The sequence below is a fragment of the Akkermansiaceae bacterium genome, assembly GCA_017798145.1.
Classification (GTDB): domain Bacteria; phylum Verrucomicrobiota; class Verrucomicrobiia; order Verrucomicrobiales; family Akkermansiaceae; genus Luteolibacter.
In genome coordinates, this window is sequence record CP059069.1 from 4,071,306 (window position 1) to 4,096,694 (window position 25,389).

General features: G+C 61.4%; 18 protein-coding genes. 10 read left to right on the forward strand and 8 right to left on the reverse strand.

All coding sequences use genetic code 11. The features are described from left to right. Positions 1–23: 23 nt before the first annotated feature. From HZ994_17425 to HZ994_17440, 4 genes are all read right to left on the reverse strand, one after another. On the reverse strand, positions 24–428 hold the full coding sequence (locus tag HZ994_17425) for a helix-turn-helix transcriptional regulator (GenBank protein ID QTN34022.1): 405 nt from the start codon (positions 426–428) through the stop codon (positions 24–26). 105 nt (positions 429–533) lie between these two features. Then, complete coding sequence (locus HZ994_17430) at positions 534–1,586, reverse strand: response regulator (GenBank protein QTN34023.1); 1,053 nt, start codon at positions 1,584–1,586, stop codon at positions 534–536. A gap of 3 nt (positions 1,587–1,589) precedes the next feature. Continuing rightward, on the reverse strand, positions 1,590–4,331 hold the full coding sequence (locus HZ994_17435) for a response regulator (GenBank protein ID QTN34024.1): 2,742 nt from the start codon (positions 4,329–4,331) through the stop codon (positions 1,590–1,592). Continuing rightward, positions 4,318–5,757 (reverse strand): class I SAM-dependent methyltransferase, encoded by a 1,440-nt coding sequence (locus tag HZ994_17440; protein QTN34025.1) that lies wholly within the window; start codon positions 5,755–5,757, stop codon positions 4,318–4,320. Before HZ994_17440 ends, HZ994_17435 begins: the two co-directional genes overlap by 14 nt. Before the next feature lie 420 nt (positions 5,758–6,177). Between HZ994_17440 and HZ994_17445 the strand changes: the two genes are divergently transcribed. From HZ994_17445 to HZ994_17470, 6 genes are all read left to right on the forward strand, one after another. Then, a complete protein-coding gene (locus tag HZ994_17445) occupies positions 6,178–6,783 on the forward strand; it encodes a peptidylprolyl isomerase (protein ID QTN34026.1) in 606 nt (201 codons plus the stop codon). 21 nt (positions 6,784–6,804) lie between these two features. Further along, complete coding sequence (gene plsY, locus HZ994_17450; protein QTN34027.1) at positions 6,805–7,530, forward strand: glycerol-3-phosphate 1-O-acyltransferase PlsY; 726 nt, start codon at positions 6,805–6,807, stop codon at positions 7,528–7,530. Further along, positions 7,527–8,528, forward strand: a complete 1,002-nt coding sequence (locus tag HZ994_17455; GenBank protein ID QTN34028.1) for an NAD(P)-dependent glycerol-3-phosphate dehydrogenase — start codon at positions 7,527–7,529, stop codon at positions 8,526–8,528. Before plsY ends, HZ994_17455 begins: the two co-directional genes overlap by 4 nt. A 10-nt stretch (positions 8,529–8,538) precedes the next feature. Further along, positions 8,539–9,156, forward strand: a complete 618-nt coding sequence (locus HZ994_17460; protein QTN34029.1) for a DedA family protein — start codon at positions 8,539–8,541, stop codon at positions 9,154–9,156. Positions 9,157–9,273: 117 nt separating this feature from the next. Further along, positions 9,274–9,480, forward strand: coding sequence for a hypothetical protein (locus tag HZ994_17465; GenBank protein ID QTN34030.1), 207 nt, complete (start codon positions 9,274–9,276; stop codon positions 9,478–9,480). Between the two features lie 75 nt (positions 9,481–9,555). Beyond that, a complete protein-coding gene (locus tag HZ994_17470; protein ID QTN34031.1) occupies positions 9,556–10,245 on the forward strand; it encodes a spermine synthase in 690 nt (229 codons plus the stop codon). A gap of 30 nt (positions 10,246–10,275) precedes the next feature. Here HZ994_17470 and HZ994_17475 read toward each other — a convergent pair whose 3' ends face one another. The 3 genes from HZ994_17475 to HZ994_17485 are packed head-to-tail and all read right to left on the reverse strand — an operon-like array spanning position 10,276 to position 17,807. After that, positions 10,276–14,172, reverse strand: coding sequence for a hypothetical protein (locus tag HZ994_17475; GenBank protein ID QTN34032.1), 3,897 nt, complete (start codon positions 14,170–14,172; stop codon positions 10,276–10,278). Next, on the reverse strand, positions 14,172–16,658 hold the full coding sequence (locus HZ994_17480; GenBank protein QTN34033.1) for a hypothetical protein: 2,487 nt from the start codon (positions 16,656–16,658) through the stop codon (positions 14,172–14,174). Before HZ994_17480 ends, HZ994_17475 begins: the two co-directional genes overlap by 1 nt. A 30-nt stretch (positions 16,659–16,688) precedes the next feature. Next, positions 16,689–17,807: a hypothetical protein gene (locus HZ994_17485; GenBank protein ID QTN34034.1), complete on the reverse strand. Its 1,119-nt coding sequence runs from the start codon at positions 17,805–17,807 to the stop codon at positions 16,689–16,691. A 177-nt stretch (positions 17,808–17,984) separates the two neighbouring features. On the opposite strand from HZ994_17485, the gene HZ994_17490 reads away from it, so the two are divergent. Genes HZ994_17490 through HZ994_17505 form a run of 4 tightly spaced genes read left to right on the forward strand, consistent with a single transcriptional unit; the run spans position 17,985 to position 23,580 of the window. Further along, complete coding sequence (locus tag HZ994_17490; protein QTN34035.1) at positions 17,985–19,283, forward strand: 2Fe-2S iron-sulfur cluster binding domain-containing protein; 1,299 nt, start codon at positions 17,985–17,987, stop codon at positions 19,281–19,283. Between the two features lie 9 nt (positions 19,284–19,292). Beyond that, entirely contained in the window at positions 19,293–21,056 is a 1,764-nt protein-coding gene (locus HZ994_17495; GenBank protein ID QTN34036.1) for a cyclic nucleotide-binding domain-containing protein, read from the forward strand. Next, positions 21,038–21,874, forward strand: a complete 837-nt coding sequence (locus HZ994_17500; protein ID QTN34037.1) for a hypothetical protein — start codon at positions 21,038–21,040, stop codon at positions 21,872–21,874. Before HZ994_17495 ends, HZ994_17500 begins: the two co-directional genes overlap by 19 nt. Further along, the gene (locus tag HZ994_17505; GenBank protein ID QTN34038.1) at positions 21,871–23,580 is read left to right on the forward strand and encodes a cytochrome c3 family protein; all 1,710 of its coding nucleotides are present in this window, start codon (positions 21,871–21,873) and stop codon (positions 23,578–23,580) included. The genes HZ994_17500 and HZ994_17505 overlap by 4 nt, the downstream gene beginning before the upstream one ends. Before the next feature lie 36 nt (positions 23,581–23,616). Here the strand turns inward: HZ994_17505 and HZ994_17510 are convergent, their stop codons facing one another. Continuing rightward, positions 23,617–25,326 (reverse strand): FAD-dependent oxidoreductase, encoded by a 1,710-nt coding sequence (locus HZ994_17510; GenBank protein QTN34039.1) that lies wholly within the window; start codon positions 25,324–25,326, stop codon positions 23,617–23,619. Positions 25,327–25,389 lie beyond the last annotated feature (63 nt).

Genomic DNA, 25,389 nt, shown 5'->3' on the forward strand with positions numbered 1-25,389 from the left:
CGGACGCCATCTGATGGAAAAGCTCAGGCTTGGGGATCCAGCATACCCTTCACCCGCCCGGTCTCCTGGTTGCGGAATTCGGAGGGCGATAACATGTAGCAGCTCCGGAATTCCCGGTTGAAGCTTTTCTGTTCCTTGAATCCGAGATGTTCCGCGACTTCCTTGATGGCCATACCGCTCCTTAGCAGGGTTCTTGCATATACCATGCGCTCGGATTTGAGCCATTGCTTGGGGCAGATGCCGATTTCTTCCGCAAACAGGCGGCGGAAGTGGCGGGTTGAGAGGTCAATCCTCTGCGACACGGCATCGAGCCTGAACTGGCAGGCAACCGCGAGCTTGAAGAGAGATATGGTCTCCCCCGTAGGCAGGGCGACATGCACAATGCCGCCCATGCGGACAATCCGGTTTTCCCGTGAAATGATGTACATGTAAGATCCTAAGATAATCAAGAGATTCCAATCGTCAAGCTCTTATGGCAGATCTCGGGCATGAGCCGGATCTGCTCCCTCCGATTTCCCGTCGATGTTGCGAATTCAGAGGATGCCGAGGGCGGCGGAGACGAGGAGTTCGTCCTCGAAGAGCCATTTCGCCGCTTCAGAGCCGGGCGATGGGGATCCGCTTGCCTTGGATTCCGGTCTGGCCGCGATCTCGAGGACTAGGGTCGAGCTGCGTTTCCGAGTTGCGAAGTATCCGGCGTCATGGATTGCCATGTGGCTGGCGAGTGCGCGGATTGCAGCCTGGGAAGCGTCCGTGCCGGTATCGCCGCCTAACAGGGACTCGAGCATGGCGGGGGTGGGATCACTGCCGCCGCGGATTTTGATCGATCCCGTGTCATCTTTCGATACCGTGGCGCCGAGCGAATCCGCGAGCTCCGCTGCGCGTGCATCGATGCCGCTTGCGGAGAGTGCTTCGGGCAGCGCGGACTCCAGCATGGTGGCAAGCTCGATCTGGCGTGAATGGAGTTTCGTGAGATCAGGTGTGGTGGTCATCAGTTTCGGATCCATTACGAAGTCCGGCGACGAGATGCAGAGGCGGACGAATGAAGCGATGGCTTCCGATGCGTGTGCACATGGGATGGCGCTGCATACGGGGACGAATGCGAACGCGGCAAGCCGGTTGGCGACAAGGACGTTGCCTATGGCCAGCATTTTTGCGGAAAGCAGCGAGTCCCGTTCCCTCTTGAGGATATAGAACTCCATGGCGCGCCGGAGTGTGACCTCGAGCTGTGGGATGTCCCAGGGCTTGGTGATGTAGCGGAAGATGCCGCCCTTGTTGACGGAGCCGATGGCCGCATCGATGTCGGCGTATGCGGTGGAGAGGATCTTGATGACATCCGGATAGTCGGTGGCGATCTTGGAGAGGAAGCCGACGCCGGTTTCGTTGGGCATGCGCTGGTCCGTGACGATGATGCCGATGTCATTGGAATTTTCGCGGAACACCTTCAACGCCTCAACACCGTCCTCCGCCTCGAGGATGCGGAACTCGCGCCCGAAGAGTCGCTTGAAATACTTGCGGGAGTTGGCCTCGTCATCGACGAAAAGGATGGCGTGGCGTTGGTAGTCGTAGCTTTCGTTTGCTTGGCTCATGATTCAGTGGTGTTGTGGGATAGGGGTGTCAATACGGTCTGTCTCCGGGAAAAGGCGCTGCGTTGCGGGAGCTTTTCCGGCGGCTGCGCCGGGAAATAGCAGGCGGATTTCCGTGAATTGCCCGGGTCGGCTCTCGACGCCGATGGTGGCGTTGTGGTCGCGCAGGATCTGGTGGGAAATGGACAGCCCGAGACCCATGCCTGCACCGACCTCCTTGGAGGTGAAGAAGGGATCGAAGATCCTGCCGATATCCTCCGGGGGGATGCCGATGCCGTTGTCCCTGAAGGTCACGAGCGAGCTGCCATTCTCGTCGGATGAGGAAACCGAGATGCTGCCGACAAGGTCCGGTTCCCTGACCTTTCTCTCGCGGATGGCATCGATGCTGTTCTGGAGGAAATTGATGAACACCTGGACGAGCTGGTTGGAGTTACCCTTGATTTCCGGCGCATCCAGCGATCCCGGGGCGATGCTGATCCCATCGCCCAGCTGGTGGCTCATCATGCGGATGGCCCTGTCTATGGTTTCCCTGAGATCGAGGAGGGCTTTGGGCGATTCGCTGTTCTCGTCGCGTGTGAACTGGCGCAGGTCGATTACGATCTGGGAGACGCGCGCAACCCCTTCGCGGATGTCCTTAAGGGTGTCCTCGAAGTCGGTGCGCTCCTCTTCTGGGAGGATATGAGAGAAGGTCGCGAGCGCATGCAGTCCTGCGTTTGCGTAGTTGAGCGGATTGTTGATCTCGTGGATGATGCCTGCGCTCATCCTGCCAAGGGCGGAGAGCTTCTCGTTGCGGAGCATGAACACCTCGTTTTCCTTGATCTTGTCGAGGGCGGCATGGAGATCCCTGTTCATGTCGGCCATTTCCCTGCGGAAGCGCCCCATGAGGATCTGGTTGCGCAACCGCAGGCCAAGCTCGGCTGTGGAAAAGGGCTTTGTCAGGAAATCGCTGGCTCCGGCCCTGAGCGCATCGAGCTTGGTCTGCTCGTCCGCGCGGGCGGTGAGGATGATGACGGAGGTATCCCGGGTGCCATGGTTTTCGCGAATTCGGCGGCAGGCCTCCACCCCGTCGAGTTCCGGCATCATGTGGTCGAGGAGGGCGATCTGCGGCCTGTGCAGCTTTGCGAGTTCCAGGGCTTCCGCACCATCGGCGGCCTCGATGATCTCCACGTCATCGAGCTGCATGATGAGGAAGCGGCGGATGTCCGGCTCGTCATCCGCGATGAGGACTAGGGGCTTCGCGGTGCTGTCCCGCGCGCCGATCATGGGAGCGGAGGGGTATCCCGCATTTGCCTTGGGCGCCACCTTCGTCCCTGACCTGGTGGGGATCGCCATCGCCGCTTTCCGGTGGATCGCGACAATCCCGCGCCCGGTCATGATACCCTCGTCCTCTGTGGATGCGCCGCTGGATTCCTCCACCGGAAAGCTGATCCGGAACTCGGTGCCAACACCGACGCGGCTCGTCACCGCCACCTCCCCGCCCAGGGATTCTGTCACGGAGCGTACGAGGGCGAGGCCGATGCCGCTGCCCTGGAATTTCCGCGTGGAGGAGGTGTCAACCTGCCAGAAGCGGTCGAAGATCCTCTCCAGGTTTTCCTGCGGGATGCCGACGCCGGTGTCCTTCACGGAGATGCCGAGGCGTTTCCCGGTGATGCCGAGGTTCACGTCGATGTTGCCGCCAGACGGGGTGAACTTGATCGAGTTTATGACGAGATTGAGGATGATCTTGTCGAACTTGTCGCGGTCCAGCATGACCACCCCGTGTCCGGTTTGGCAGGTCCACTGGAGGGCTACCCCGTCCTGTTCCGCAAGGTGCCTGAGGGATTTCATCAAGCCCTCGAAATGCCCCTTCACCTCGGTGGGCTGAAAGTTCAGGTCCGCGTGGCCGGTGTCGAAGCGGACGAGATCGAGGAGATCGTCGATGAGCTTCATGAGCCGCAGGCCGTTGTGCTCCAGCAGGCCGACCATTTCCGTGGCCCTCGCATCTCCTTTGGTTGCGGAGAATGTTTCACCGAGCTTTTCCGTGATGCCGAGCATGATGGTGAGCGGTGTGCGCAGCTCGTGGCTGATGTTCGCGAAGAATCGGGTCTTCGCCTCGTCAAGCTCCCCGAGGCGCTGGTATTGCGAGCGCAGCGTTTCCCGGGAGCGCTCCACCTCGTCGCGCAGCGCGAACTCGCTGAGGCGCAGCCGTTCGTAGAAATAGCTCCCGACGATCACGAACACGGAGGTGACGAAGAGGAAATAGGTGTTGTTGAAAAGGATTCTCGGATTCGCTTCATCGAAGGGCAGCGCCACACTGAGGAAATAGCATGCCCCTGTGACAAGCGTCATGAACAGGGACTGCCTGAAATTCCACCTCAGCAGCAGTGACAGCCCGACGAGAACGAGATTGAGACCCGCGTAGTAAACCGATTCGCCGCCGCCGGTGAAATGGATCATGGCACAGATCGAGAGGATGGGGAGGAACGCGATCCATCCGGCGATGAATTCGCTGCGTCCGGAGCCTTGCCTGCCGCGCAGGTCGAGGTAGATGATGAAAAGCAGCGCGCTGCAGACGATGCGGATGCCGAGGAAGAGCGTGAGGTGCTCCGGAAAGACGATGAAATCGAGCACTAGGCCCGCCAGCATGAAGATTGAGGCCAGCAACGCCGCCATGCGGGCGTTCGCCACGGACACCTCGCGCTCATAGTTCCTGAACGACTCCCGGACGGACTCCGGGATTTCCTGCGGGTATGACTCAGCGGCTGCCAATTTCGATTTCGAGGAAAAGGTTCACCCCCGTTGAATCCGCCTTCACGGATGCCGATGTCACGGGCACGTTGTCCGGAATGAGATCCTGCATGTCGGCGTCGTCGCGGTAGATCAGGTTCCACTCCATCACATATTCCATCCATGCCTTGCGCGGGTTGCTGGCGGCGACGTTGGTGACGATGACCCTGCCGCCCGGGCGCACCATCGTGCAGAACAGTTCCACGAGGCGCTTGCAGACGCGCTGGGAAAGGTAGTCGAAGAGTCCGGCGCAATAGACCACATCGTAGTTCCTGAAATCCTCCTCGCCGCCCTGCGTGGCCGCACGCAAGAGCTGGTGCACGGATCTCTGGAAATAGCGCACCTGCGTTTCCCTGCCTCCGGCCATCCTCGCCTCGTTGATCCGGGCGCGGGTGTATTCGAGGGTTTCCGCATTGAAATCAAGCAGGTCGATCTCCGCGAGCTCGCTCTCCTCGCACTCGCGCAGGAACCTCTGCACCTCCACCGCAGGGCCGCAGGCGAGGTTGAACACGCGCGTCTTGCCCTTGGCCACTCGCTTGGTGCATTCGCCGCGCAGGAGATCGACCAGGAAATCGATGCGGTTGCGGTGCGCCACGACAGGCTCGGTGTTGAGCAGGGCGTAGTTGAGGATCTTGGCGAAGGCCGAGGAGCCCTCGTAGGGATTGCGCAGCATCATGTTCACCATCTCGTAGTCGCCCGCATAGCCGAGAGGCTTGGTGAACGTGCGGTAGAGGAAGGGCGAGCAGAGCACGATGGGATGGAGCTGCCGGCGCACATAGGACTTGTGCACCGCAATCCCTTCCTCCCCCACATCCTTGGCAACCTGCTCGAAGGCCTCCATCGAGGGGATCACCTCCTCGACGACCCGCTGCTCCACCTTCGAGAAGATCTCCTTCTCCATGTCCTCACGCCGGCGCGTCACCGTCGTCCTGATACCGACATCGATGCCGGTGAGCCAGTGCTGCACGCCGGAAAGCATGCTGGAGAGGTCCGCCACGACGATCTTGAAGGGGTCGTTCACCTCGTTGCCTGTCTTCCACTCGCGCATGAAATCAGAGAACTGCGACCTGAGATCCGAGTTCGGCTCGCCTTGGCCGATCTCCGCCGAGATCCCCGCGAGGAAATCCACCTCCATCCAGCCCTCGTCGAGCATCGCTTCGCAGACCAGGACGATGCCGGTGTTGAGGAGATTGCTCACCACCGCCTTGCCGTTGTACAGGAGCCTGCGCGATGCCATGATTCGGAAATCCGATAGAACTTCCGAAAGCTGGAGAATGCTGTATGGGTTGTAGATTTCGAAAACTACGGAATACCGTTTGATACGCAGGAGGTTTGCCGTCAGTTCGGTTCCTTGGCTGTTGCGGCAGGTGATGACGCTTTGGGATGTTTTGCTCTGGTTGAGATCCATTCTTGGTGTTTGAACGGAAGGGGTTTGGCAAATAACGGGCGATTTCACAAGCCACATGACCCTAACATCCTAAAATAGCCCACCAATGGCCGTTTTTGGGTAACGATGGCCGTTTTTGGGTAATGAATTTTCTTTTTCGCCCCAAATTACTGATTAGTTTATTACCAACAGAGGCGAGCAAACGGCGCAAGCCTGAACAAACCTCTGGGACATATCCTTGGTCTCCGATGATAGATTCGGGTACGTTGGCGCAATCCGGGGGGAAAACCGCCGTATGCCCGACTTCGGTCCGGAGTCCATTTTGGGGGGAATGTGCAATAAAGGGCGCGGGCTGGAAACAGTCCGCGCCTCTTTTTTGTCCTGCACTCGGCCGCCAAGTCCGCTTGCCAAGCCCCGCCGGAGCGCATAGGACTCGTGCCGATGAAAAGACGATACGCAATCATTTCCATGGCCAGCCTTGCCCTGCTCGGCGCCTGCAACGCGGATAAGGCAACCGGGCCTGCTGCCTCGGAAGCCGCCGCAACCGCTCCTGCGGAAGGCTCGCCCAAGGTCAGCATAAAGACCAGCAAGGGTGAGATCGTCGTGCAGCTGGATGCGGCGAAGGCACCCATCACCGTGAAGAACTTCCTCGGATACGTGAACTCGAAGCACTACGATGGCACGGTCTTTCACCGCATCATCGACGGATTCATGATCCAGGGAGGAGGGATGGCGCTCGATGCGGGGAGGCTCGTGGAAAAGCAGACCGGAGCCGGCATCAAGAACGAGAGCAGCAACGGACTCAAGAACGACACCGGGACCATCGCCATGGCGCGCACGCCGGATCCGGACAGCGCCACCGCTCAGTTTTTCATCAACGTCGCGGACAACGACGCCCTCAACTTCCCGAGCAACGGCGGCTATGCCGTGTTCGGAAAGGTCATCGAGGGCATGGAGGTGGTCAATGCCATCAAGGCGGTGAAAACCGCAGCGGGGGATGTTCCCGTGGAGCCGGTGGTCATCGAGAGCGCCAGGGTGCTTGAGTGAAGCCAACCCCACGCCGCCACCATGCAAGTCTGGCTCTGCCCGCTCCTCGCCTTCCTCTGCGGCTCCATCCCTTTCGGGCTGATCATCGCGAGGGCCAGCGGCATCGATATCCGCAAGCACGGCTCCGGAAACATCGGCGCCACCAACGTGTTCCGCATCGTCGGGAAAAAACACGGGCTGACATGCCTCCTGCTTGATGCGCTCAAAGGCTTCGCGCCCGTGGTGATCGCCATCAACCTCGTCCGCTTTTCCGGCCACGTCCCGCAGATCCACATCGGGCTGCTTGACGCATTCAGCCTTGAGCTGCCCGCCGGGGAGCAGCTCAAGGCCCAGCTCATCCATGTCGTCACAGCGCTGGCCGCCGTGCTGGGGCACAACTATTCGCCCTGGATTGGCTTCAGGGGAGGGAAGGGGATCGCCACCTCCGCCGGGGTGCTCATCGCCCTGATGCCCATGGCCGTGCTCATCCTGCTGGTGCTTTTCCTCATCACCCTCATTGCCACCCGCTATGTGGCCGTCGCCAGCATGGTTGCCGCGGCGTCGCTGCCGGTGCTCACGCACATCGGGGCGCGTTTCCACGGGAAATGGGAGGACGGCACCTGGAACAAGCCCCTTTTCGCCTTTTCACTGGCCATCGCCATCCTCGCCATCTGGAAGCACCGCACAAACATCCGGCGCCTGCGAGACGGAACGGAATCGCGCTTTTCATGGGGCGGGAAATCCAAGCGGACGGAGGTGGCGGAATGAGGTTCGATGGCGCCGCCATCCTCGGCTCCGGGTCGTTCGGCACGGCAATCGCCATGCTGCTGGCTCCGAAGCTCGCCCGCATCACGCTCATCGGGCGCGATGCCGCCGTCGCGGAGGGCATCAACGCCCGGCACCGCAATCCCCAGTATCTCAGCGATATCCTCCTGCCCGCGAACATCACCGCCGGCACGGATGTCGCTGCGGCCGCAGGCTACCCGCTGCTCATCTTCGCCGTGCCAACCGCCGCCACCCGAGCTTGCGCCGAAGAGATCGCGCGCGCCGGCCTTCCGGGCTCTGCGGTGCTGCTTTCCTGTGCCAAGGGCATCGAGAAAAGCACAGGGGAAAGGATGAGCGGGATACTCCATTCCGTCCTTCCCGGCAATCCCCTGGCGGTTCTCTCCGGCCCCAACCATGCGGAGGAAATCGCGCGCGGCCAGCCGGCATGCGCGGTCATCGGCTCCGAGGATGCCGACCTTGCCGACGAACTGCAGCAACTCTTCACACTACCGCATTTCCGCCCATACACCAGCACCGATCTGGCGGGCATCGAGCTGGGCGGCGCAATCAAGAACGTCTATGCCATCGCCGCCGGAATCGCCCACGGCCTCGGTCTCGGTGACAATGCCGTGGCAGCCCTCGTCACCCGCGCCCTGGCGGAGATGAGCCGTCTCGGGATCGCCCTTGGAGGCCGTATGGAGACCTTCGCCGGGCTTTCCGGAGTGGGCGACCTGCTCGTCACCTGCTTTTCCGAACACTCGCGCAACCACCGCGTCGGATATGCCCTCGGCCAGGGCAAAACCCTTGAGGAAACCGTCGGCAGCCTCGGGATGGTGGCGGAGGGCGTCCCGAACACCCTCTCAATCCATGAGGCCGCCCGCCGCGCCGGTGTCAGGACTCCCATCATCGACGCCATGTATTCCATCCTCTATGAGGGGAAGCCCGCCGCCAAGGCGCTCATGGAACTGCTTTCCCGCGACACCCGCACCGAGTGCGAATGAAAATTTCCAAATGAACGAAGCCATCCCCGCCAAGAAACCAAACATCATCCGCCGCCTCTACGCATGGACGGTATCCTGGGCGGATCACCCCGGCGGCTCATGGGCGCTCTTCCTCATCGCCTTCGCCGAGTCCTCCTTTTTCCCCATTCCGCCCGATGTCCTGCTGCTCGCGCTATGTTTCGGTGCACGTGAAAAATGGCTCAGGTATGCGCTCATCTGTACCGCGGGCTCCGTCCTCGGCGGCATCGCCGGATGGTGGATCGGCTACGGCCTGCGGGATTCCCTCGCGATCCCGCTGCTCAATCTCTTCGATCCCAGCGGCGACACCCAACTCAAGATCCAGGGTTGGTATTCCGTGTATGGCTTCTGGGGGATACTCATTGCCGCCATCACGCCGATCCCGTACAAGGTCTTCACCGTCTTTTCCGGCATGATGAACTACAGCCTGCCGCTGCTCATCGGAGCATCCATCCTGGGCAGGGGCTTCCGCTTTTTCTTGGTCGCCTGGGTCATACGCCTCTTCGGGAACAGGGCCAGGCCCTTCATCGAGAAGCACCTGGAATGGTGCTTCGTCATCGGCTGCATCCTGCTGATCGGCGGCTTCGTCGCCATTAAGTATCTGCGGTGACCCGCCTCGCCTCTTTTGATTCCCTGCGGACCGCGGCTTGTTGGGTTATGTCCTGAGGAAACCTATGCCGGTTCATTGCCAGCCTCCGAAACAGAAGCGCGAAGAAGCAATGATTCCATGCTGGGAGCCGCCGGATGGGTGGTGCAGGACATCAGGGGGCTGTACCTCTCCGCCTCTCGTGAAGTCGCCGTCCGCGAGATGCAATCCTTAGGCGGCCCCGCCGGCTGCGTTCTCTTTGTCGATGCCGTCGGCGTCACCTCGTCCGACAAGGCCGCCCTCGCGGGATTCGGCGCCGTGGAGCAAGCACCCGCATTGGAGGGGTAGGATGGAGAGCCGGGCGGGTGATGGGGATGGAATCCGGGCTTGTCGATTACGGTGGAGCGGCAAGGCTCTTCCGGCATGAAGCCCTATGTGAAGCTTGCCGAATCCACGATGCCGGACGGCACCCATTACTCGCTGCACAAGCATGATGGGAAGATCTACCTGAAGTACAACGGCTACGAGCTGATGAGCACATCGCTGACCTTTTCAGAGCAGCAGCTGGCGGATCTGGGTTGCCAGGGATTGCTGGAGGGCAGCCCTTCGAGGCCGCAGCACCCGCGGGTGCTCATCGGCGGGCTGGGGTTGGGCTTCACGCTGAAGCGGACACTGGAGCTGGTGGGCAGCCCGGCGACGGTGGATGTGGCGGAGCTGATGCCGCCACTCATCGAGTGGAACCGGACACATCTGGTGGAGTTCAACGGCCCGCTTCTGGAGGATGTGCGCACCGTGATTTTGCAGGGGGATCTATTCGACATCGTCTCCGGGAAAAAGCCGGGATCCTACGATGCGCTTCTGCTGGACATCGACAACACGCCGGACGACCTGATCACGAAGGGCAACGCGCGGCTTTACTCCCCCGGATTCCTGGAAAAGCTGCGGCAGGTGGTGACCCCGAAGGGCTGCATCGCGTATTGGCTTTCGGAGCCTGCGCCGAAATTCAAGAAGCTTCTGCTCAAGGCCGGTTTCACGGTGGAGGAGCATGCCTCCAAGACGCATGAGCGGGCGAAGCGATCCCGGCACTGCCTGCTGCTGGCGCGGTGGCGCTGAGGGCACGGGTTTCCGGGCCGGGGCGTCCCGTCACCGCAGGTCTTCCGGTGCCCTTCGCCTGCGCAGTCGCCCTGTGTAGGGTTCGTCTTCTCCCTCATCCGCCATTGGGGAAACGAAGTCCTCAGTGGGCGTGAGGGTTTTCCCGTGGATGTCAGTGAGCGCGCCATCCTCGCCGGCCTTCACATCCGCCACCTTGTACACCGGGCCGTTGCGCTCCAGCGAGTCGGTGCCGTACTCGCCGGTGCTGGCTTTTTGGTAGAAGGGTTTCATCTCGTCCAGGGAGAACGGCCGTGAGCCGCGCCGCCCGAAGACCACCGTCTGGTGGCCGCTTTCATCGACCACGCGGTCGCGGTCCAGGCCGCGGGAAATCGTCAGCGCCGCCGCCTTGGTCGGGTAGGTGGCTATGAGTTTCGGGTTCGGCACCGGCGAGAATCCCATGTGCCCGGGGACGTTTTCCGGTGAGATCATCTGGATCACGCGCATGCCGTTTTTCCCGTCGGCAACAAGAGCGTACATCGAGGCGCTGATGGATCCGATCTGCACGTCGCGGGCATCGTTGATCGCGCCGTCGGCATCGAAGTTCTTGATCAAACGGGGTTTCTCCGGGTTCTTGATATCGATCATAGCCAGGCCCTGTGTGCCGTTGGCCGCGTAGAGGTATGTCCGGGCGGCGTAGAGGCCGTTCGCATTCCCGAGGGAAACGCTTGCGCCGGCGATGGGGCGCGGGCTGGCGGGATCGGAAACATCGAAGACCTTCACGCCCTCCGCATCGGTGACGAAAAGGTAGCGCCATTGGACCGCCGACTGCCGCGCACCGTGCAGCGCGGGTCCGGTGTAGGTGCAGGCGAGCTGCGGACTGAGCGGATCCGCCGCATCGACGACGGCCAGCCCCTTGTCGGTCGTGATGTAGATCCACTGCCCGGCCATGTTGGCGTGCCGGGCGCCATCCAGTGCGCCGCCGGGATTGAAGACCACGTCTTTTTTGATGAAATTGTTGTCGGGGTTGCCGTCGAGCATCGTTGCGACATCGGTGACGATGAGGCCTTCCTCAAGATCGGTGATGAAAGCGTAGCCGTGGTAGGAGGCGATGGGCTGCTCCTCGTTTTCCGGCAGGCGCTTGCGTTTCGGATCGTTGATCAGGGTGCTGGGCAGGGCTACGGAGGTGGCGTAGGGCGTGCTGAAAAAGGTGTCGTGACCGAGCGGTGAGAAAGGTGTGGCGATGATGCGCTCGGAGAAATTCTTGTTGTCGATGTTGGCGATGTCGAAAATGCCAAAACCTTTTTTCCCGAGGGCGGCGTAGAGGTATTCGCCGCGGTGCTGGAGATCGGTGACGGTGCCGCCCTTGGCTGGGTGGTGGTAGGAGGTATCCAGGATGGAATTCCCGTCCAGGTGTTTCTGATGGAAATCAGGGTAGGCGTAGCGGTGGAGGTGGCTGCCGATCGCCGCCTGCGGCTCGCTGCGTTCCGTCCAGGCAACCCCGCTCAGGCCGTGGTGATCGGTGCCGACGAATGCGAAGCGCCCGAAGAAATTCACCGTGCCCGTGCCAAAGCCGAGCAGCTGGGTCATGATCGCGTTGTTGTCGTTGGTATCGGAAATGTGGCAGTCGGTGCAGTTCTTGGTGGTGCCGACCCCGCTGGTGGTATGGGCGAAGTGGGGGTTGAAAGCCTGGCCGGAATAGCCTTCCGAGGAAACCGTCTGCTGCTGGGTGTAGAACCACTCGCGGTTCGACCCCTGGGAGCCGACGAGCATGGCGCTCGATGAGCGCAACACTGCTAGACGGTTGCCTTTGACCGTGGAGTCCTTGCCGAGCATGAAGACATCGTCGCGCACCACCTGCGGGTTGTAGGAGGAGTAGTTGCGCGTCGTCGTGCCCTCGAACTTGTTTGCCGCCATCTTGTAGTTCGCCTCCATCGGGATGTGGCAGCCGAAACAGCTCGTGGCCCATGCGGTGTGGCAGGTCTGGCAGTCCATCGCCTCGTTGCTATGGGCGAGCTGCTGGCGGCATTTCTTCGGGTCGTCCGGGACGCCGCCCCAGCTCTTGCCATCGCGGTTGAGTGTCTTCGCGTAGGCGCTCATGGCATTGTAGTGCTGGGAGCCGGGATCCACGGTATCGAGCGTCTGGGGAATTTCCCAGACCAAGCCCTTTTCCATGGAGGACTGCTGGTAAAGCCTGTCCCCATCCCAGCGGAAACGCGGCCCGAAGGGGGTGTTGCTTTCCTTGAGGTCGATGGGGACGACCTTCCCATCCTTGGTCAGCTCGCCGCCGGTGCCGGAGGTGACGAGGGATGGCCGTGCATTGGCGGTGCCGTGGCAGTCCACGCAGGTGATCGCCGTGGCCGCGCGCGGCTCGACGTAGAGCAGGCCGTTGCCGTGGACGTCGTTGAGGAAATGGCAATCCACGCACTGCATCCCGAGGGCGAGGTGGATGTCCTTCATGTGGACGGCCTTTTTGAACTTGTCCTTGTCGCCGTGGGCGATCTTCTCGCCGGACTTGGTCAGGAGGTTTCCCTCGCGATCCTTCTTGAAGATCGCCCGGAAGACCCAGCCGTGGCCGTGGTAATCGGCAAACTGGGTGTCCTTGAGCCTGGGGTTGAGCTCGGCGACCTTTTCGAGGAAATTCACATCGCCCCATAACCCGCGTGCGGCGGCGGCCTCGGGGTTTTTCCGCAGGGACTCAACCATTTCCCCGTCGGTCGGGTATTTCTGTTTTTTCGGATACATGTGCTCTGCGTCGGATTCCTGATCCCACCAGGTGTAGCCGAGATAAGGGTTCACGAAGAGGTTCCCCTGGTGCATGTGGCATGTCATGCATTGGCTCGATGGGATGCTGCGGGTGAACTTGTGCTCGATGGGATGGCCTTTCTCCTTTTTCGAGATCATCGGATCCGGGTTGAAGGAAAGCCCCTGGTTGCCGTAGGCGCTGTACCAGCCGGAATTCGAGGGAGAGCGGTCATTCGCGTAAACTACGTGACATGCCGTACATCCGCTTGAGCGGTAGTCGCCGGCTCGGTCGTTGGAGCCGAAGAAATCCAGCAGCGGATCGTGCAGGCGGGTCTTGTGAGCGCCGATGATGACCGGATCGACGCGCGAGAGCGTGCCGAGGCCGCGCTCGCCGAGGCGGCGCAGCGGCCTGCCGGGAGGATCGAAGGGATCGGGGTTGCCGAGATCCAGCAGCCTTGTGCCGCCTTTCTCGAAGATGCGGTAGATGTTGCCTGTCTGGCCGACGTTGAAACGGGGCAGTGGGAAAATCTCATCGACGATCCCCATCTTTTTCATCTCCTCCTTGGGGTATTTGAACGGGCTTTTCAGGGCGAGCGGAGCGCCGTTCGCGCCGTATGCCTGGCCGAAGATCGAGTCCTTGGCCGGGAATGCGCCGTTGTTGTAGGCCGCCGCGCCCCACAGCATCGCGCCGTGGCGCATCATGCTGTGGCCGACGTTGTCCACTTCCTTGGCATGGCAGTCGCCGCAGGTTTTCTTGGCCACCCGGAGGTCGCCGGGATTTACGAATTGGATGAACTCCTCGGACTCATGATTGAGCAGGACCGTGCTGTCGCTTGGGTTTGCGGAGCTTTCGAAGAACACCGGATTGCGCGGCTCCACGTGCGCCTGCCTCATCGTGAGGCCGGGGGTCGCATCGCCGCCATGGCAATCGGTGCAGCCCAGCCGCACAAACTCGCTGCCGTGCGGATCGTGGGAGTTCTCATGGCAGTCGATGCAGCCGCGGCTCTTCGCCATCTGCGCGGCCTTGGATTGGTCCACCTTGTTCGGCCTGGGGATCGCGACGGATGTCGGCGCGGCTTCGCTGGCGGCCGTCCGTGGGCCGAACAGGCTGCGGTATTCCGTTTCCTGGGAAAGGGCGGGCAAAGAAAGGAAGGCCGCGGCGAGTGCGAGGGCGGCGAGGGGGCGTATGGCTGGATAATGGGTCATCAGAAAGTCATGGTTGCGCTGAGGAAGCCGCTGTAGAGCACCCCGTCGATATCGCCGGAGCCGCCGCTGCTGAAGCCGCCCGCAGCGGGGTTTGAAATGCGGTAGATATCCTTGAGGCCTTTTCCGGGAAACAACATGCCCAACCCGGCGACGAGCCTGACATTGTCCGTGAGATAGGGCCTGTATTCCATGCCGAAGCTCAGATCCCAGCCGATCTCCCGATCTATCCCTCCAGTGAGCAAGGCTGTGGAAAGCGGATCCGTTTCCATGAACAGCATGTAGTTGAGGTTGGCGAAAAAGCGAAGCCTTGGGGTCAGCTCCCACTCCTCTCCGATGCCCGCGATGAAAATGCCAGGGTTCACAAAGCTGGATTGGCCGAGGAACTTGCTGGAGCGCAGGTTCGGGATGAGGCTGAGGCGCTGCTTGAGCGCCACCGCCGTTCCTCCGAGGTTGGGCCCCTGCCGCTGCCAGTAGCTGAATGGGCCGCCGACGAGATTCGGGCTGTCCACGATCGAGTCCCAGCCCTTGGCCGTGCCGTCCGTTGCGTCGTCATCTCCGGATGCCCAGAAAAATGTGAGCTTGTGGCGCATCCAGTCGGTGTCCACGGAAAGCTCAAGCGCGGCCATCCATGCGTCGATGTCCACCGATTGCCCGGCGAGTCCGTTGAGATCGTCCTCGCCGAAGACGTGGTAGAGCGAGTGGCTGATGTTGAGCCGCCCGAAGTGACCTTCTCCGTTCCAGCCGAGGTAGTAGGCCTCAAGATCATGGGCTGCGATCGTGCCGATGGGGGTGGGCCGGGCGATGTTGCCCGCGCTGTCGAAGGTCAGGCCGGCATCGCTGCCCTTATCCCAATTCGCCAGAAAACTGATTTGTGAGGTGTAGCCTTCGATGAAAAGATCCTGCCAGTAGAGGTTCGCCACAAACACCGTCTGGTCCCGGTCATCCCAGGTGTTGAGCTCGGAAAACGACTCTTTCTCAAAGAGGTCGAAGAGTGCGATGTTATATTGGATGCGGTTCTTGTTGAGGTTTCCCAGCAAGCGGTAGCCCCAGTTCGAATCGAAGAACACGTGGCCCCGGAAATCCGCGTTGAAGGTCTGGGTGCCGACGCGCATCGCGGCGAAGTCGTAGTTTTCCGAGACATCCAGCAGGTGCGTCTCTAAGAAAAACTGCTGGAGTGCGAAGTGATTCTGGAAGCGCTCGGTGGCCTTTGATCCCCGGAAATCGCCGCCTGCGGGGAAGAGCAGGGGATCGAGGAAGAAATCGATGTCTCCGGGGTTGAGGCCGCCGGGGTTGGTGCCAAATCCGCTGGGTGGTGCGCTGCCGGTGGATTGGTTGAGTCCGCGCGGATCGGGGGAGATGAGGCTGGTTTCGTCCACCGAGACGTAGTTGGTGTTGAACACGGGCTGGATGCGGAACAGCCACTCGACGGGCTTGAAGGAGGTCTCACCACGGAAGAGGTCGAAGGTGAGGCTGGTGTTGGTGACGATCCCAGCCTGCTCGCCGCGCCCGTAGAACTCCGCGTTCCCCCCCCGCGCCGTGCTGACACCCGCAGGGGTGGGTATGGAGCGCGTCTCCAATTCCGAGAAGCTCTGTAGTGTGAACGAAGCGAAAATGTCCTGCCCGCGTACCGGGACATCGCCCTTGTATTTGCTCTGGTAGTAGGGATGCCAGAGATAGGGGGTGCTGCGGGCGTAAGGCGTTTCCGCGATGCTGTCGTCCTCGTAGCGCTGCCATTTTCCAGTGGCGATGTTCCAGCGGTCTTCCACCGAAGTCATGTTCGCGGGATCCTCCGCATGGTCGTAGTGGCCGGCGTGCCAGTGCTCGTAGATGCGCTCCTCGAAGCGGATATCGCCGCGCGGCAGCTCGAAGGCTTTGGTGATGTCCGGATCGAAGGGCTCCTCCGGGCCGTGCTCCACGATCTCGATGTCGATGCGATTCTGCTCCACGCCTCGGCGGGGCAACACCATTCCCTCGGGGATGTCCGGGACGAACCTGCGCCCGCCCTGCGTGAAGCCCGCATCGTTCCCGAAGAAGCCGCTGTTACCCGGATCCGCGTCGTTTTCGAAGAAAGGCCGCTTGGTCAGGCCGGACTCGTTGAAAAATGGGTTGTCGCGTCCTTCCGTGACGGGCTTTTCCTCGTCAACGGTTTCCTCGGTCCAGCCCTGACCGGGGTCAGGGTTGAACTGGGAAGGCGGCAGCGGCGGCTCTTCGGTGAGGATCGTTTCACGCCCGATGCGGAATTCGGAAAAAGGGTTTCCCGGCCTGCGGTTGGCGGCTCCGGCATCCGGGGAGAAATCGGAGGGCGCGGCGGGGGGTTGGGTGGCGCGTTGCTGATGCGCGGTTAGCCGATCCGGTTTTTTCTCCCCCGGTTCGAGATCCCAGTCCGGGGTCCGCCGGTGAGGCGGGTGGTAGCAGGTCGTCATGAGCACAACGCCAACGCAGGTGGCGGTGAACCTACCGCTGGTCTTGGGGCTGGTGTTGTTCACGGCTTGCTGATGTCCATGGTTCGGGCGATCCTAGGGAGCTGATGATAGGGCTTGGGCGACAATACCAAGCTTTTCGGAAAATCCGCCGGATACGGCGGCATCGAAAGCCTTGGGCGGCATAGCGGCATCGAAAAGATCGTTCACCAGCCCGTCCGCGATGGGTTTTCCGCAGGTTTCGTTGAGCCGATCTATGGCCAGGGCGAGGCGTTCCGCGTAGTGCCCTGCCGCCCACATCCGATGATCCTCGGCTACCGAAGCGAAGGCACCCTTGCCGAAAGGTTCACGGTTTCCGGCAAGGCGGGTGAGGATGGCCAGCGCCTCTCCGTCTTTGGCGGGTTGGGCGGAAACACGTTTCGCATAGGCATCGGCCTCGGAGACGAGGGTTTCCCCTATGCCGGGAAACTCCGCGCCCGCCGCCCTGAGCAGTTCCTTGATCGCCTCGATCTCCGCCGTCCGGATCTCGCCCGGCTCACGCAGCGCCTGGGCGGCGGACTCGCGCAGGGCGACGGCCTGTCCCACCAGCCATGTCCGGGCATTGGAAAAGCCCTCCTCCTCGTGCCAGTGCTTCGGCTGGGCAACAAGGAGGCCGTCGAGTTCGAAGACCAGCGGCGGGTGCTTCGCGGCGACAAGCTCGTCGCTGAGGTTCTGGTGGCATGCCACGCAATTGTTGGCGCGTTGGTAAGCGCTGCCGAGCTGCCGCATGCCGAGCTGTGCCAGCGCATCCCTGGGGAAATCGTCGCGGGTGTGGGAGAGGATCCAGTTTTCCGCCCCTCCGTGGCAGTTCGCGCAGCTCACGCTATTCATTTCACGGGCGCGATCCGCACCGGCCGCGAACATTGACGGATCCACCTGTCGGTTGGGGGCATGGCAGATTGTGCAGCTTTTGGATTCCGCAGCCCCATCCAGCCCCATCTGGGCGGCCATCGCCTTGGACCTGCCGTTCCCTAGGGTCGCGGCGGAGGAGGTGTGCGGATCGTAGTTCAGCCAGATCGAATGCGCACCCCTGTTAGGGCCGGCCCCGCCGTGGCAGCCGCTGGTGGCGCAGGAATCCGCGCCGAGTATCCTCGACCCGCGCGCCGGCTCGGCATGGGCCGCCCCGCAAAGGCAGACAAAAACCGATGCCGCCATTGATCTGGGAACGCTTCTCATCTTGGTAAACCTTGTGATTCGCCTTGCCTGTATGGCAAGCCATTTCATGTCTTTCCAATCGGATAAATATGTTAAATGATAATTTTCTATCATGCAGGGAAGTTTGCGTAATTTCCCATCGACAGTTTTTTCGGGGCTGGATAGCCTATCCAAGCCTGTGAATCGGCGAAAAAGGTTGTGGACACTGAAAATCTGTTAGGACTGGTATCCTCCAGTCCCCTGCTTGCCGTCGGGCTCACCGGGGGGACGTTGATGGTCGGTTATCTGGCGACCCAGTGGTGGGCGGTGGGAAGCCGGGCGCGCACCGAGCGGATCCGCAGCCGGCTTGAGCTGGAGATTCTCAGGAAAAAGATCGAGGCGCTCGACAAGATGGCTGCGGCGGCACCCGAGGTGGCGTGGAACGGTTTCCGCAAGTTCACCGTGGCAAGGAAGGTGCTGGAATCCGAGGACACATATTCCTTCTACATGAAGCCGCACGACGGCAAGCGCCTGCCACCCTTCAAGCCCGGCCAATACCTGACCTTCCAGTTCCACCTCCCGGGAAAACCCAAGCCGGAGATCCGCTGCTACTCGCTCTCCGATGGTGCGATCAGCGACGGGCACTACCGGGTCACCATCAAGCGCGCGCTCCCGGACAAGAACCACAGGAGCTACGATCCGGCCAGGGTCGGCCTGATATCCAGCCACTTCTGCGACAACGTCCGAGAGGGCGATATCATCGACACGAAGGCTCCTTCCGGGAAATTTTATCTCGATGTGGAGGTCGAGCGCCCTGTGGTGCTGATCGGCGGCGGCATCGGAGTGACCCCGATGATTGCGATGGCCCGTTACCTGACACATATCGGGGACAAAAGGGAGATATATTTCTTTTTCGGATGCCGCAGCGGGCAGGATCATATGTTCCGCGAGGAGATGATCGAATTGCAGAAATCGAATCCGAAGATGAGGCTGCATGTGTGCTACAGCCGCCCGGATCCCAGCGATGAGCCGGGCAAATCGTTCAACCACGAGAGCCGCGTCACCGTTGGCCTGATCAAGGAGATCCTCCCTTCAAGCAACTTCGAATACTATCTTTGCGGGCCGGGGGCCTTCATGGACAGCCTGGTCAACGGATTGTATGAATGGGGGGTGCCGAAGAAGGATGTGTATTTCGAAGCCTTCGGGCCATCCACGGTGAAGGCGGTGCCGAAGGGGCCAGCCGCAGGCACAGGGGCGAGTGTGGTGGACATCGAGGTGGAGTTCTCAAAGTCCGGGAAGAAGCTCAAATGGGATGCACAGGCCGGCAACCTTCGGGATTTCGGGAACGACAACGGCATCGACATGGGCGGCTTCTGCGGAGCGGGGAGCTGCACGGAATGCATGGTTGCCATCAAGGAGGGCGAGGTGGAGTACCCGGATAGCGCCGCCGATGTGGAGGAAGGATGCTGCCTGCCCTGCCTCTGCCGACCCAAGGGCAAACTGGTAATCGACGCCTAAGCGAACAACATGGCAGCAAGCGACATCTCATTGGCCGAACTCACCCGCAAGGCGGCCAAGCCCGACCGTTGGGACGACCCCATGGATCCGAACATGACGGATGCGGATGTCGAAGGCTTGATGGCGGTGGAGCCGTTTTGCGTGATGGACGAGAAGGCGTTCCCCTCCTCCATGCCGCTGCGCGAAATCCTCAGGGCGGATACCGCGATCCGCAGCTATCAGCCGGGCGAGATCGTCGTGCGCCGTGGGGATTACGGCACCTCCGCATACCTTGTTCTCGGCGGCGAGGTGGAGGTGATCCTCAAGCCGCACCTAGATCCGCGCCTCCTCGGGCGGGCTGCGACCGAGAAGAAGAAGGGCTTCGTTTCCCGCCTGGCGCAGCTTTGGTCGAACAATCCGGAGCCGGAGGGTTGGGACGAGGCCTCGCTGCGGGTCAGTGACGATTTCAAGAACTCGGTGAACTCGGAGGACAACTCGGTTTTCCTACAGGATTTCCCAAGGGTGATTTCAACCACGGAGACGGCGAAGCTGCACGAGGGTCAGATGTTCGGGGAAATTTCCGCACTGAGCCGAATGCCGCGCACGGCGACCGTGGTGGCATCCGCGCAGGGCACGCGGCTCCTCGAGTTCAGCTGGCAGGGTCTGAGGGACCTGATGAGATACGATGTGGCGCTCAAGGGGCAGATCGATTCGAACTACCGCAAGTACTCGCTCAGCTCCTTCCTGGCGAAGCTGCCCTTGTTCAGCCACATGGAGGTGAACAGCCCGCAGTTCCACGCACTTTGCAATGAGGCCCAGCTTGAGACCTTTGGCGATTACGGGTGGTCCGGGGAATACAAGAAACTGGCGGCCGGTGGGGATCCGGACACCAAGGCCACAGAGCCTCTCGTCGTCAAGGAGGGTGAGTATTGCAACGGCATCCACCTCGTGCGCGCCGGGTTCTGCAGGGTGAGTCAGAAGTATGGGGGCGGGGAGAGGACGCTCAAATACATCGGTGCGGGCCAGGTGTTTGGCTTCGATGATGTGGTGAGGCAGCGTGTGAATCCGGAACAGGATGCGGTGTCGCTCTTCACGCTCCGGGCGATGGGTTATGCGGATTTGATTTTCATCCCAACCGCCACGCTCGTCCGCTACGTCCCTTCCCACCTGCTGGATGCGGATCATGCCGCAGTCGATCCCCAGGGGAAAAAGCCGAGCAAGAAAGCGCGAGCCCGCCAGGGAGATGAGCGCATCCATCCGCCGACGAAACTGATGGAATTCGTGGCGGAACAGCGGTTCTTCAACGGCACCCAGTCCATGGTGATCGACATGGATCTCTGCACCCGCTGCGACGATTGCGTGCGTGCCTGCGCCTCCACGCACGATGGCAACCCGCGCTTCCTGCGCCACGGCCCGATGATGGACAACCTGATGGTGGCCAACGCCTGCATGCACTGCGTAGATCCGGTTTGCATGATCGGCTGCCCTACGGGAGCGATCCACCGCAGCAGCCATGGCGGCGAGGTGGTGATCAACCCGGCGAGCTGCATCGGCTGCACGATCTGCGCGAACAATTGCCCCTACGATGCGATACGGATGGTGGAGGTGCGGACGAAAAAAGGGCATTTCTGGGTGGACGAGCAGCAGAAGCCCTTGCTCAAGGCGACGAAGTGCGACCTCTGCATCGAGCAGGCGAGCGGGCCGGCCTGCCAGAATGCCTGTCCCCATGATGCGCTGACGCGCTCGGATCTCTCGCAGGAAAACTCCCTCATCCAGTGGCTGAAGAAACGATGACACCCGCCAGGAAAAGACCGGTCGGCATGCTTGCCACGTTGCTGATCTGCGCCGTGCTGGCGCTTGCATCCCTGTGGTTCATCCCGGATTTCCCGCACCATGCCTACCTCAGCGGCTGGCTTCTCTTCGCGCTGATGCTCATCCTAACCTTTTTCAACTTCCGGAAAAAGGTGCCCTTCCTGCGCATGGGTAAGGCCAGCTTCTGGCTGAGGATGCACATCTGCCTCGGGATTTTTTCGGGTGTCCTCTTCTTCGTCCACATGGGCTGGTCCTGGCCTTCCGGATTGTTCCGGCAGATCTTCGCCTGGTGTTTCCTCATCGTCTTCGCCTCCGGCCTGGTGGGCTGGTGGATGAGCCGTTCTTTCCCAAAGAGGCTTACGGTGGCCGGATACGAAACTCCCTTCGAGCGCATGGCGGATGCGCGCAACAAGCTCCGCAAGCAGGCGGAGGCTCTGGTGCTTGCCAACGGGGAGGGCAAGAGCCCCTCGCTCGTCGCCGTCCGCTATGCGGATCTCTTCGGGTCGTTTTTCACCAAGCCATGCAACTTCTGGGCGCACCTGATGGAGTCCCGCTCGCCGCAGGCGGCGCACGCCTCGCAGTTCGACGAGATGCAGAGATACATCGAAAAGAGCGAACAGGAGAGGTTTGAGGAGTTGCGCGAGCTTGTGGCCCGCAAGCACATGCTAGATTACCAATATTCTCTCCAACTCGCGCTGCGGCTCTGGCTTTTCGTCCACATCCCACTGAGCTACTCGTTGCTGGCCTTTTCCGTGCTTCACATCATCCTCGTCCATTCGTTCTCCGCCGCCGTCTCATGAAGGACAAGAAGCCATCATCCGCATTCGACAGGAAGGACTACGCCCGCCCGAACCAGGACTGGGTGTGCGGGCACCTTTGCAAGGGCGAGGCCTGCCGCATCGGCCCCTCGCCGAAGGGGAAATGCCGTGCCTCCTTCGAGTGTGTGCCGCTGCTCGATCTCAAGCCGGGCGAGGGCAAGGGGCAGTTCAAGTGCACCCGCCCGGCATCCGCCGGAGGCAGGTGCGACCGCGGCCCCATGCCGGACGGCAGCTGTTGCAACGCGATCCCGAAATGCCAGCCGCGCCGCAGCCTGCGCAACATCCGCAAGCGGGTGATCGCCTTCACGGTGATCGCCACCTTGCTCCTGCTCTGCATCGGAATCGATCACAGGACGCGCGATCGCTTCGTCAATCCCGGGCCGATCTCCAGCCCACATGCGAGCGTTCACTTTTCCGGACTGACGAAGGAGAAGTGGGGGGATCCGAGCAACTGCGCGGCCTGTCATGAAAGCGCCCGCCGCAACGCGGGGGCATGGCCGGGCAAGATCGGAGAGGCACTCAGCGGCGGCCTGTCACCCCACGCGCTCATCCGCAAGGGGCCGTCGGCACCGACGGGGATGGATAAGAACTGCCTGGCTTGCCACACGGGCAAGGATTTCCACCAGCCGAACATGGCCGTGGAATTCGCCTGCCATACCTGCCACAAGGAGCACGGGACAAGCGGCTTCATGCCGGAGGTGGCGAATTCCTCCTGTCTCGACTGCCATGCCTCCGCAGAGTTGATGTCGAAGTCCAGGGAGATGGTCGCGGGCACGGATTATCATGCGTTCCCCTCATCGGCGGGGAAGTCGGCGGCGGACAATCCATCGCTGCGGCGGCCGGAGGGCGGCTACACGAAGGTCATCCGGGATTTTCACGACGGTCACCCCGAGTTCCGCGTGATCCGGGACAAGGTGAGGGATGTGAACACGCTGAAGTTCAACCACAAGCTGCATCTCTCCTCCGGGGAAATCCCGGAGCTGCATGGCAAGGCGCTGGGCTGCACGGATTGCCACCAGACGGATGCCCAGGGCGAGTATCAGCTTCCAATCACGTATGAGGAAAACTGCGCGGGGTGCCATGCCCTGCAGTTCGACAAGGACACGCCGGGGCTGACCCTTCCGCACGGGGATCCGTTCTATGTTAGATCCTTCCTCCGCAGCCTGAGCATCCAGTATGAGGAATACGCGAAGACCACGGAGGGCATCACGAGCCGGGACACGCTCCGGGAATACGTGCAGAACAGGGGCAGGAAGGTCGAGAAACTCTATCAGACCGGCGCGTACATGGAGCGCGCCGTGTTCTTCGCCGACATGAAGGGGGAGGTGCCGGGTGGCCGCCGTGCTCCCTTTGCCGGCTGCGCGACTTGCCATGACGTCTCCGAGCCCGCCGTGGACAACGGCGCGCCCGTCATCGCCAAGGTCGCGGCGCCGAACCGTTGGATGAATGTTGGGAATTTCAACCACTCCATGCACGTGAAAGGACTGAGCTGCCTGGATTGCCACAATGTGATGAAAAGCGAGCTAACATCCGATGTGAACCTGCCTTCGATCAAGAGCTGCGTGGATTGCCACAGCCCCGGAGGCGGCATCGACCACCGCTGCATCACCTGCCACAGCTACCACAACACCCCGCCCGGTTCCCTCTTCGGGGAGGGAGAAAATAAGGCGTCGGGGAAGGGGAAATGATGCTGGCGGGGATGGCTGGTCAGCTTCCTGCTGCTTTCATTCGCCATGATGGGAGAGGATCTGCCCATCGGCCAGCAGGCGTTTTCTGAGATCCTCGTAAGGGAGGTCCTGGACGGGGATTTTTCCGTCGATGGACATGGAGGCGGCTGTTCCGGCGCTCTGGCCGAGGATCATGAAGACAGGCTCCATGCGCATCGAGCCGTAGGCGACGTGGGATGAGGAGATGCAGCCCGGCACGAGGAGGTTTTCGCACTCGGATTTTTTCGGGACGATGGAGCGGTAGGAAATGGGGTAGGGTTTCGGGCATTTGTGGCCGAAGCCGCCTTCGTTGCGAACGGTGGTGACGCCATCGAGCACGACCGGAACCCGCTGGCAGAAATGGGAATCCATGGCGTATGCGGCCAGCCCGACGGAGTCCTCCGCGACGCGTGTCGATTCGCAATCCGCCTGGGTCATCACATATTCCGAAACCATGCGCCGCCCCTCGCGGACGTAGAGGGCGTGCGGCCAGTGGCCGGTTTCCCGGAACTCATCGGGAGCTAGGCCGAAGCGGTTCACCCGCTCCCTGAACTCTGCGGGCACCTGCGGATCGTTGGCGAGAAAATACATGAGCCCTTGCTGGTAGCTGACGTGGTCTTGGAAAATTTTCTCGCGCAGCTCATAAAGCTCCGGAAGCGGAACCGGCAAACCACGCCGAGGCGCGGGCAACTCCGCGAACGAATCCGGGCTGTAGGTGCCATCCGGCCAGCGGTGGCTGCCGCCCACCAGATCGGTGGAGAAGCTGCCGGCGTTGTTGCTATCGCCCTCGCGCATCTGCACCGGGCCGTCGGTCATGGGTTTGGTTGTGTAGTTGAGCGGCCAACTGACAGAGGGATCGAAGTTCATGAAACGTGCAAGCAGGGCGAAGCGGGCGGGATCGTATCCTGCGGGTTTCGGGAAAGGGATTTTGCCTTCCCGCTGGGTCAGGTGCATGCGGAAATTATAGGCCTGCACGCGGTAGTCGCCTTCGCCGGGCTTGCCGGGCGTTTCGGAGGAAATTTCCGGAAGCAGCCCTGATGCGGGGTCGCCGGGTTTGTTGTATGGATCGACGGGCAGGTCGCAGAACTGATAGACGCCTTTCCAGGAAATCTCCTGCCACTGTCCGGCGAGGGATTCACCGTAGGTGCCGCGCGGCTCGCGGCCGACATGGTATGAGATATTCGCGGCGGCGAGAAGGTCACCCTCATAGGTGGCGTCCACGAACATCGAGGCGGCGATGGTCTCGCCGGTTTCCATGGCGATGGATGTGATTTTTCCGTCCTTCATGTCAACGGATTCGAGGGCGCGCCCGTAGAGCACGCGTACGTTTTGCTCCTCTAACATCTTGCGGAATTCCGCCTCGGCCAAGGATGGGCTGAAGTCCTTGAGTTTCCCGAGGCGTCCGTAGAACTCCCTAGCTATCCCGCCGATGGCCTCACGGTCACCGATATCGGTGGCGGTAAGGCCGCCCGAGGTGAGACCGCCGACATGCTGGTTGAAGGAAAGCAGCACCGCTTTTTTCCCCATGCGCGCAGCTTGCAGGGCTGCGGCGAAACCGGTGGGCGTGCCTCCGTAGATCGCGATGTCGCAGGTGATGGCCTGCGGTGCGGTACGCTCGGCTTTCCTGTAATAGTGCGGTGATTCTGCGAAAGCGGGGCTGTGGGTTCCGCAGGCCAAGAGGATGGCGAGAGAAGAAGCGGACAGGAAAGGACTTACGGCGGTTTGCATGGTTTTGGGTTACGAAATGATGAGCCGGAATCCTTCTCGGCAGGGAGCGGCGTGTCTCTCACC

Excerpts from the sequence above, each read along its gene's own strand:
- HZ994_17425 (QTN34022.1), bottom strand. The coding sequence starts at position 428 with ATGTACATCATTTCACGGGAAAACCGGATTGTCCGCATGGGCGGCATT.
- HZ994_17430 (QTN34023.1), bottom strand. The coding sequence starts at position 1,586 with ATGAGCCAAGCAAACGAAAGCTACGACTACCAACGCCACGCCATCCTT.
- HZ994_17440 (QTN34025.1), bottom strand. The coding sequence starts at position 5,757 with ATGGATCTCAACCAGAGCAAAACATCCCAAAGCGTCATCACCTGCCGC.
- HZ994_17445 (QTN34026.1), top strand. The coding sequence starts at position 6,178 with ATGAAAAGACGATACGCAATCATTTCCATGGCCAGCCTTGCCCTGCTC.
- plsY (QTN34027.1), top strand. The coding sequence starts at position 6,805 with ATGCAAGTCTGGCTCTGCCCGCTCCTCGCCTTCCTCTGCGGCTCCATC.
- HZ994_17455 (QTN34028.1), top strand. The coding sequence starts at position 7,527 with ATGAGGTTCGATGGCGCCGCCATCCTCGGCTCCGGGTCGTTCGGCACG.
- HZ994_17460 (QTN34029.1), top strand. The coding sequence starts at position 8,539 with ATGAACGAAGCCATCCCCGCCAAGAAACCAAACATCATCCGCCGCCTC.
- HZ994_17465 (QTN34030.1), top strand. The coding sequence starts at position 9,274 with ATGCTGGGAGCCGCCGGATGGGTGGTGCAGGACATCAGGGGGCTGTAC.
- HZ994_17470 (QTN34031.1), top strand. The coding sequence starts at position 9,556 with ATGAAGCCCTATGTGAAGCTTGCCGAATCCACGATGCCGGACGGCACC.
- HZ994_17475 (QTN34032.1), bottom strand. The coding sequence starts at position 14,172 with ATGACCCATTATCCAGCCATACGCCCCCTCGCCGCCCTCGCACTCGCC.
- HZ994_17485 (QTN34034.1), bottom strand. The coding sequence starts at position 17,807 with ATGAGAAGCGTTCCCAGATCAATGGCGGCATCGGTTTTTGTCTGCCTT.
- HZ994_17495 (QTN34036.1), top strand. The coding sequence starts at position 19,293 with ATGGCAGCAAGCGACATCTCATTGGCCGAACTCACCCGCAAGGCGGCC.
- HZ994_17505 (QTN34038.1), top strand. The coding sequence starts at position 21,871 with ATGAAGGACAAGAAGCCATCATCCGCATTCGACAGGAAGGACTACGCC.
- HZ994_17510 (QTN34039.1), bottom strand. The coding sequence starts at position 25,326 with ATGCAAACCGCCGTAAGTCCTTTCCTGTCCGCTTCTTCTCTCGCCATC.